This is a genomic window from Bacillus sp. MBGLi79 (assembly GCF_002953915.1).
The window spans coordinates 2,106,696-2,112,702 of the sequence record NZ_CP026521.1; the positions used below are offsets into that span (position 1 = coordinate 2,106,696).

The 6,007-nt window shown below is 46.5% G+C and carries 8 protein-coding genes; all 8 read left to right on the forward strand.

Annotated elements, in window-relative coordinates; translation table 11 throughout:
• The coding region (locus tag C1T29_RS10730) for a glycoside hydrolase 5 family protein (RefSeq protein WP_208945689.1) at positions 1 to 879 on the forward strand (879 nt) is incomplete at its 5' end.
• 192 nt (positions 880 to 1,071) lie between these two features.
• Positions 1,072 to 1,545, forward strand: coding sequence for a ribosome maturation factor RimP (gene rimP / locus C1T29_RS10735; protein ID WP_023857195.1), 474 nt, complete (start codon positions 1,072 to 1,074; stop codon positions 1,543 to 1,545).
• A 31-nt stretch (positions 1,546 to 1,576) separates the two neighbouring features.
• Positions 1,577 to 2,695, forward strand: a complete 1,119-nt coding sequence (gene nusA / locus C1T29_RS10740; protein ID WP_020451429.1) for a transcription termination factor NusA — start codon at positions 1,577 to 1,579, stop codon at positions 2,693 to 2,695.
• Positions 2,696 to 2,708: 13 nt separating this feature from the next.
• Complete coding sequence (gene rnpM, locus C1T29_RS10745; protein WP_020451430.1) at positions 2,709 to 2,981, forward strand: RNase P modulator RnpM; 273 nt, start codon at positions 2,709 to 2,711, stop codon at positions 2,979 to 2,981.
• A gap of 4 nt (positions 2,982 to 2,985) precedes the next feature.
• Positions 2,986 to 3,288 (forward strand): YlxQ family RNA-binding protein, encoded by a 303-nt coding sequence (locus C1T29_RS10750; protein ID WP_020451431.1) that lies wholly within the window; start codon positions 2,986 to 2,988, stop codon positions 3,286 to 3,288.
• Between the two features lie 19 nt (positions 3,289 to 3,307).
• On the forward strand, positions 3,308 to 5,464 hold the full coding sequence (gene infB / locus C1T29_RS10755) for a translation initiation factor IF-2 (protein WP_020451432.1): 2,157 nt from the start codon (positions 3,308 to 3,310) through the stop codon (positions 5,462 to 5,464).
• Positions 5,461 to 5,739, forward strand: a complete 279-nt coding sequence (locus C1T29_RS10760; RefSeq protein ID WP_020451433.1) for a DUF503 domain-containing protein — start codon at positions 5,461 to 5,463, stop codon at positions 5,737 to 5,739. Before infB ends, C1T29_RS10760 begins: the two co-directional genes overlap by 4 nt.
• Positions 5,740 to 5,757: 18 nt before the next feature.
• Positions 5,758 to 6,007, forward strand: a 250-nt coding sequence (gene rbfA, locus C1T29_RS10765; RefSeq protein ID WP_208945690.1) for a 30S ribosome-binding factor RbfA, incomplete at its 3' end; no start/stop codon positions are given.

Below are 6,007 nucleotides of genomic sequence, written 5' to 3' on the forward strand. Positions count from 1 at the left end.
GGCATATATGATGAATCAGGTTTTTCAAAGCTTGACTATGCCATTTATAAAGCGGGACAGACAGGGATAAAACTAGTCATCCCTTTTGTGAACAACTGGGATGATTTCGGCGGAATGAATCAATATGTCAGGTGGTTTCAGGCGGATGGACATGACGCCTTTTATACTCATCCGGACATTAAAGAGGCGTATAAAAATTATGTATCCTATATGCTGAACCGAGTCAACACATATAATGGCATCAAATATAAAGATGATCCCGCGATTATGGCGTGGGAGCTTGCCAATGAACCAAGGGTCCAGTCTGACAGAACCGGAAATACACTTGTCGAATGGGCGGATGAGATGAGCGAATTTATTAAATCCATTGATCAGAACCATCTTGTAGCAGTTGGAGATGAAGGATTTTATCATATAGAAGGGCACCCTGATTGGCATTACAGCGGCGGAGAAGGTGTGGATTGGAAAAGGCTGACTGCTCTTAAGCATATTGATTACGGCACATATCACCTCTATCCGGATCATTGGGGCAAAACGGCCGAATGGGGAAATCAGTGGATCACAGACCATATTTGCGATGGAAAAGAAATCGGCAAGCCGGTCGTTTTAGAAGAGTACGGCTATCAGGATAAGTCCAGAAGGGACGACGTCTACAGAACATGGCTTGAACTCATAGAAAAGCAGGGCGGAGCGGGCAGCCAATTTTGGATTTTGACCGGTATTCAGGATGACGGGACCCTTTATCCGGATTATGACGGTTTTCGGATCGTTTATCCGAGCTCTGCCGCTTCTGTCATTTCAGAACATGCGAAACGGATGAATGAAAAATCATCCGCTTCCGAAATGCGTCATACTAAACGCTGTCATGATTTGCAATAAAAATATGGTTATGGTATAGTTTTATTGGAAATGCTAACGATAGCCGAGGCGAAGAGTGGGGAAACCCGCTCTTTTGTATTGAACAGGCAATTTTGTCTCGACATGTTCATCGTTTTTTCTAAATCCCCTGCTTTTGAAGCAGGGTTTTTACGAGGGAGCTGATGAATGGGAGCCTGCACAAGGAGGAAAAGTATGAGTAACAAAGTGATCGATACCGTCAGCGAAATGGTCCAGCCTATACTAGACAATCTTCAGCTTGAACTCGTTGACATCGAATTTGTCAAGGAAGGTCCGAGCTGGTTTCTTCGCGTGTTTATTGATTCAGATGACGGCGTGGACATCGAGGAATGTGCCAAGGTTAGCGAAGCTCTTAGTGAAAAGCTCGACGAGGCTGACCCGATCAAGCAAAACTATTTTCTTGAAGTATCGTCACCTGGAGCTGAGAGGCCTTTAAAGAAAGAAGCCGATTTCATGAAAGCGCTCGGAAAAAACGTATATATTAAAACGTACGAACCTATTGAAGGCAATAAAGAGTTTGAAGGCGAACTTTCCGCATTTGACGGTGAAAACGTGGAAGTCGCGGTGATGATCAAAACGCGCCGGAAAACGATCAATATTCCATATGATAAAGTAGCCAAAGCAAGGCTGGCTGTTTCGTTCAATTAATTTTTGACTGTTTAAGGGGGAAACCATAAACATGAGTAGTGAGTTGTTAGATGCCCTGACTGTTCTTGAAAAAGAAAAGGGAATCAGTAAGGACATTATTATTGAAGCAATTGAAGCAGCGCTCATTTCCGCTTATAAGCGGAACTTCAACCAGGCGCAGAACGTCAGGGTAGATTTAAATCGCGACACCGGTTCAATCCGCGTTTTCGCCCGCAAAGATGTCGTGGATGAAGTGTATGATCCGCGCCTTGAAATCTCGATTGAAGATGCCGTAAACATCAATCCGAACTACATTGTCGGAGATGTCGTGGAAATCGAAGTGACGCCGAAGGATTTCGGCCGCATCGCTGCACAGACGGCAAAGCAGGTCGTGACTCAGCGCGTCCGCGAAGCGGAGCGCGGCGTCATCTATTCTGAATTCATCGATCGCGAAGAAGATATCATGACAGGCATCGTTCAGCGGATCGACAATAAGTTCATCTATGTCTCTTTAGGAAAAATCGAGGCCCTTCTGCCGGTTTCAGAACAGATGCCGAATGAAGTCTACAAGCCCCATGACCGGATCAAAGTGTTCATTACAAAAGTCGAAAAAACGACGAAGGGTCCGCAGATTTACGTTTCAAGAACTCATCCAGGTTTATTAAAACGTCTCTTTGAAATCGAAGTCCCGGAAATTTACGATGGAACGGTCGAGCTCAAATCCGTGGCGAGAGAAGCGGGAGACCGCTCGAAGATTTCCGTGCGCACGGATAATCCCGACATCGATCCCGTCGGCGCCTGCGTCGGACCGAAGGGTCAGCGCGTTCAGGCGATCGTCAATGAATTGAAAGGCGAGAAAATTGATATTGTTCATTGGTCAAACGACCCGGTTGAATTCGTCGCTAATGCGCTGAGCCCTTCAAAAGTGCTCGACGTCATCGTCAATGAAGAGGATAAGGCGACAACGGTTGTCGTTCCTGACTACCAGCTGTCGCTCGCCATCGGAAAAAGAGGTCAAAACGCCCGCCTGGCAGCCAAGCTGACAAGCTGGAAGATCGATATTAAAAGCGAAACAGATGCAAGAGAGCTTGGAATTTATCCAAGGGAGCTTGAAGAAGAGGAGCCGGAAGAGCTTTTCTTTGAAAGCGAAACTCCAGAATCGGATGAATAAGAGGTGACCTTTGGTGAAAAGCCGAAAGAAGATCCCGCTTAGAAAATGCGTCGTAACAGGGGAAATGAAGCCTAAAAAGGAGCTCATCCGCGTCGTCCGTTCGAAAGAAGGGGAAGTTTCCGTAGACCCGACCGGCAAGAAAAACGGCCGGGGAGCCTACCTTACTCTTGATAAAGACGTCATTTTAACTGCAAAAAAGAAAAACAGCTTAGCAAATCAGCTTCAAGCACAGATTGATGATCAGATTTTTGATGAACTGCTGGAACTGGCGGAAAAGGAGAATTAGATAAATGTCGGAATCAGAATGGTTTTCCTTGCTGGGTCTGGCGAATCGAGCTCGAAAGGTCGTGTCCGGAGAAGACCTGGTTGTGAAAGAAATCAGGCATTCGCGCGCAAAGCTTGTTTTGCTTGCAGACGACGCATCGGCTAACACGGAGAAAAAAGTAACCGACAAATGCAGGCACTACGATGTACCGGTGAAAAAAGTCGGAGATCGTATGCTTTTGGGCCGTTCAATCGGCAAAGAATCCCGTGTGGTTGTTGCTGTCACTGATCAAGGTTTTGCGAATACGTTGCTCCGAAAGCTCGATTAATTTTTTTGGGGGTGAACGAATGGCTAAAATGAGAGTTTATGAATATGCAAAAGCCATAAATGTTTCAAGTAAGGATATTATCGCGGCATTGAAAGATATGAATATCGAAGTCAATAACCATATGGCGATGATCGAAGAAAATGCGATCAAACAGCTCGATCAAAAATTCAAGAAGAGCGCTAAACCTGCGGGAAATAAAAAGGATGCCGGTACAGGCGGACAAAAGCCGCAGCAAGAAGCCGCAAAACAGAATGCCGGAAGTAAGCCAAACAAAAATCGAGACGGAAAGAAGAATAACGTGCAGAATACTCAATTTAACAATAAAAACAAAAAGAAAAACAACAACAACAATAACAAAAAGAACAAGCGCGGTAAAAATCATCAATCTCCGCAGGAGAAGCAGTTCAAGCCGAAAAAAGAACTGCCTGAAAAAATCGAATTTACCAACTCAATGTCGGTCGGGCAGCTTGCCGAAGAGCTCGGAAAAGAACCGTCAGAAATCATTAAAAAATTAATGCTTCTCGGCACTATGGCAACGATCAACCAAGATCTTGACAAAGATACCGTTGAGCTGATCGCTTCAGAATACGGCGTCGACGTCGAAGAAGTGATCGTCCTTGAAGAAACCGAGCTCGAAAAATACGAAGAGCCGGATCAAGAAGAAGACCTTGAAATCCGTCCTCCTGTCGTAACAATCATGGGCCACGTCGACCACGGAAAAACAACGCTTCTTGACAGCATCAGAAAAACGAAGGTCGTCGAAGGCGAAGCCGGAGGCATCACACAGCATATTGGCGCTTATCAGATCGAGGAAAACGGCAAAAAGATCACCTTCCTTGACACTCCGGGCCACGCCGCATTCACAACGATGCGCGCACGCGGTGCGGAAGTTACGGATATTACGATTCTCGTCGTAGCTGCAGATGACGGGGTCATGCCGCAGACGGTCGAAGCGATCAACCATGCGAAAGCGGCTGAAGTGCCGATCATCGTCGCTGTCAACAAAATCGACAAACCGACGGCAAACCCTGACCGGGTGATGCAGGAGCTGACAGAGCACGGTCTTGTTCCTGAAGCATGGGGAGGCGAGACGATTTTCGTTCCTCTTTCAGCACTGTCAGGAGAGGGAATCGATGAGCTGATCGAAATGATCCTGCTCGTCAGCGAGGTCGAGGAGCTCAAAGCGAATCCGAACCGCAGAGCAAAAGGAACGGTCATCGAAGCCGAGCTTGATAAAGGAAAAGGTTCTGTCGCAACACTGCTCGTTCAAAACGGAACGCTTCACGTCGGAGATCCGATTGTCGTCGGGAACACATTTGGACGCGTTCGCGCGATGGTCAATGATGTCGGCAGACGCGTTAAATCGGCGGGGCCGTCAACACCTGTTGAAATCACCGGATTGAACGAAGTTCCGAACGCAGGGGATCAGTTCCTTGTGTTCAAAGACGAAAAAACAGCCCGTTCAGTCGGCGAAGCCCGCGCTACCAAACAGCTTGAAGAACAGCGCAGCGATAAAGCGAAGCTCAGCCTTGATGACTTGTTTGAACAGATTAAACAAGGCGATGTCAAAGACATTAATCTCGTTGTCAAAGCTGATGTTCAAGGCTCTGCTGAAGCTCTCGTTGCAGCACTGCAAAAAATAGAAGTCGAAGGCGTCAGAGTCAAAATCATCCACACAGGCGTAGGTGCGATTACCGAATCAGACATTATTTTAGCTTCTGCTTCAAATGCAATCGTGATCGGGTTTAATGTCAGACCTGACGGAAATGCTAAGAGTACCGCCGAAGCCGAAAATGTGGATATCCGCCTTCACCGCATCATTTATAAAGTCATCGATGAGATCGAAGCAGCCATGAAAGGCATGCTTGATCCTGAGTATGAAGAAAAAGTGATCGGCATGGTTGAAGTCCGTCAAACATTCAAAGTCTCTAAAATCGGAACGATTGCCGGAGGCTATGTAACGGAAGGTACGATCACACGTGACAGCGGAATCCGCTTAATCCGCGACGGCGTCGTCATCTATGAAGGGGAAGTCGATGTGCTGAAACGCTTTAAAGATGATGTGAAAGAAGTTTCACAAGGATATGAATGTGGTATCACCATTAAGAAATACAACGACATTCGCGAAGGCGATATGATCGAAGCGTATGTCATGCAAGAAATTGAAAGAAAGTGATCGGTTTCGTTGAATGCGAATGCATCATTTACGATGCATCATCACTCAAGGAAAAACGGGCGGTGCTGAAGCGGGTGATCACAAGAATCCGCGCAAAGTTCAACGTTTCTGTTTCAGAAATTGACTACCAGGACACTTGGCAGCGCACAAGCTTTGGTATCGCCGCCGTTTCTTCCTCTCGCGTGCAAACGGAAAAAGAGCTGCAACGGGTTTTAAGCTTTATCGACTCTTTTCCGGAAATTGAACGGACGATCACGAGAACAGAGTGGTTTTAACGTAGAGGTGGTATGGTCATGACGATGAGAGCTACCCGTGTGGGTGAGCAGATGAAAAAAGAACTTGGTGACATTATCGGCAGAAAGCTGAAAGATCCGCGGATCGGATTTTTAACAGTCACTGATGTCAGGGTCTCAGGTGATTTGCAAATTGCTAAAGTGTATATTTCCGTTTTAGGCGATGAAAAGAAACGGGAAGAAACGCTCAAGGGCCTGGCAAAAGCAAAGGGCTTTATTCGTTCCGAACTTGGAAACCGAATCAGGCTTC

What these genes read in the sequence shown, in the direction of transcription:
- infB (WP_020451432.1), top strand. Translation starts at nt 3,308, where the DNA reads ATGGCTAAAATGAGAGTTTATGAATATGCAAAAGCCATAAATGTTTCA.
- C1T29_RS10750 (WP_020451431.1), top strand. Translation starts at nt 2,986, where the DNA reads ATGTCGGAATCAGAATGGTTTTCCTTGCTGGGTCTGGCGAATCGAGCT.
- rimP (WP_023857195.1), top strand. Translation starts at nt 1,072, where the DNA reads ATGAGTAACAAAGTGATCGATACCGTCAGCGAAATGGTCCAGCCTATA.
- nusA (WP_020451429.1), top strand. Translation starts at nt 1,577, where the DNA reads ATGAGTAGTGAGTTGTTAGATGCCCTGACTGTTCTTGAAAAAGAAAAG.